Raw genomic sequence first — 1923 nt, 5'->3', positions numbered from 1 at the left:
GCAAATCCACAGATACCGAATCCCATGTTAGCACGTTGTTTAGTTGGCAAGAAGGCCATTTGAACAGCTTCGTAGTTGTACTTGTCAGTCATGTAGTGGATGATGTTCAAAGCATCTACATAAGTGTCAGTCAACCAGTCAAGAGATTTTTCAAAGTTCGCTTTAACTGATTCGAATTCAAGAACTTCGTCACGGATAGGATCGATGTCAAATACTTTGTAGTCTTTGTGAACATCGTCGTAACCACCGTTCAAACCAGTAAGAAGGGCTTTCAAAACGTTTACACGAGCACCGAAGTACTGGATGTTGTGGCGTTGATCTTCGTTTTCTGGGTCAAGTGGTGACACACAGCATGAGATACAGCTCATTTCTCCGTATCCGTCTTTAGCCATTGTTGTTACACCTTCATATTGGATAGAAGAGTGTTTGTGGCTCATGTGCATACAGTAGCGACGGAAGTTGTATGGCAATTTGTCAGTCCAAAGAACTGTCAAGTTCGGCTCTGGAGAGTTACCGATGTTGTCAAGAGTGTTCAAGAAACGGTAGTCCATCTTAGTAACACGGTGACGACCATCGTTACCCATACCAGCCATAGAAGTTGTGATGAAGGTTGGGTCACCTGAGTACAATTGGTCATAAGCTTTTGTACGAGCAAATTTAACTGTACGAAGTTTCATAACGAAATCATCAACGAACTCTTGGATTTCTGATTCAGTAAATGTACCGCGAGCAAGGTCACGTTCTGCAAAGATATCCAATACGATTGGCACACGTCCTAGAGATGTAGCAGCACCGTTAATCACACGGCAGACAGCCATGAAGGCGATGTTAACCCATTGGATTGCTTCTTTCGTGTTCATCGCTGGTTTGCGGACATCAACTCCGTAAAGGTCACCCAAGCGAACAACTTGTTGCAATGCTTGGTATTGAAGGTTTACTTCTTCACGAAGACGGATTGTTTCTTCATCAATTTCTTTGATCGCATTCCAGTCGTTTACTTTTTCTTGCATCAAGTAGTCTGCACCGTAAAGAGCAAGACGTGCGTAAACACCGATGATACGTCCACGTGAGTAGGCATCTGGAAGACCAGTTACAGTGTGAGCGTGACGAGCGCGACGAATGTTTGAAGTGTAGGCACGGAAGATACCGTCGTTAACTGTTGTTACGTATTTAGTGAAGATTTCGTGAACAGCTGGATCTGGTTCATATCCATTTTCTTTCAAAGTAGTTTCAGCCATACGGATACCACCTTTTGGCATGAAGTTCAATTTGAAGAGTTCATCGTTTTGGATACCAAAAATCACTTCGTTTTCTTTGTCGATAAATCCAGCAGGAATATCAGCAATAGATGTTGGACGAGTGTCCATTGGGAAACGAGTTTCTTCGTAGTGTGCTTTTGTTTCTTCTACGATTTTTTTGATGTGAAGTGAACGTTCTGTTGGTCCAGCAAGGAAACTTTCATCTCCATCGTAAGGTGTGTAGTTAGCTTGAACGAAGCGAGAAATACTTGCTTTTTCTTTCCAATCTACGCCTTTGAAGCCTTCCCAAGCTTTATCAAAAATATCTTGTGCTTCAACAACTGTCTTAACAACCATGTTAATATCCTCTTTTTTCTAGTAACAGTCATCTGTTACATTCTTGAGACAAGTATACCATACAGTAACCGATTTCAACAAGAGAAAATCGGCATTTTAGACGCTTTCTTTTATAATACAGTCTCTTTTTTGTTCTTATCTGTATTATATTTTTGAAAGTCAGGTTGAACTTTCCCATTTTTTCAGAAAAAAGGGTATAATAAATAGAAAATGACACTAGAAAGGGATTGGAATGCTCATATTTCCATTGATAAATGATCTGTCCAGAAAAATCATCCATATCGACATGGATGCCTTTTTTGCTGCGGTGGAAATAAGAGATAATCCT

1 protein-coding gene is annotated in these 1923 nt (G+C 40.7%); it reads right to left on the bottom strand.

All coding sequences use genetic code 11. The features are described from left to right. The coding region (locus tag GMD4S_RS08410) for a pyruvate formate lyase family protein (protein WP_000260619.1) at positions 1-1595 on the bottom strand (1595 nt) is incomplete at its 3' end. Positions 1596-1923: the final 328 nt, after the last annotated feature.

This window comes from Streptococcus sp. GMD4S, from assembly GCF_000296955.1.
The sequence above is the reverse complement of the archived record's forward strand: the minus strand, read 5'-3'. Positions and strand labels throughout refer to the sequence as shown.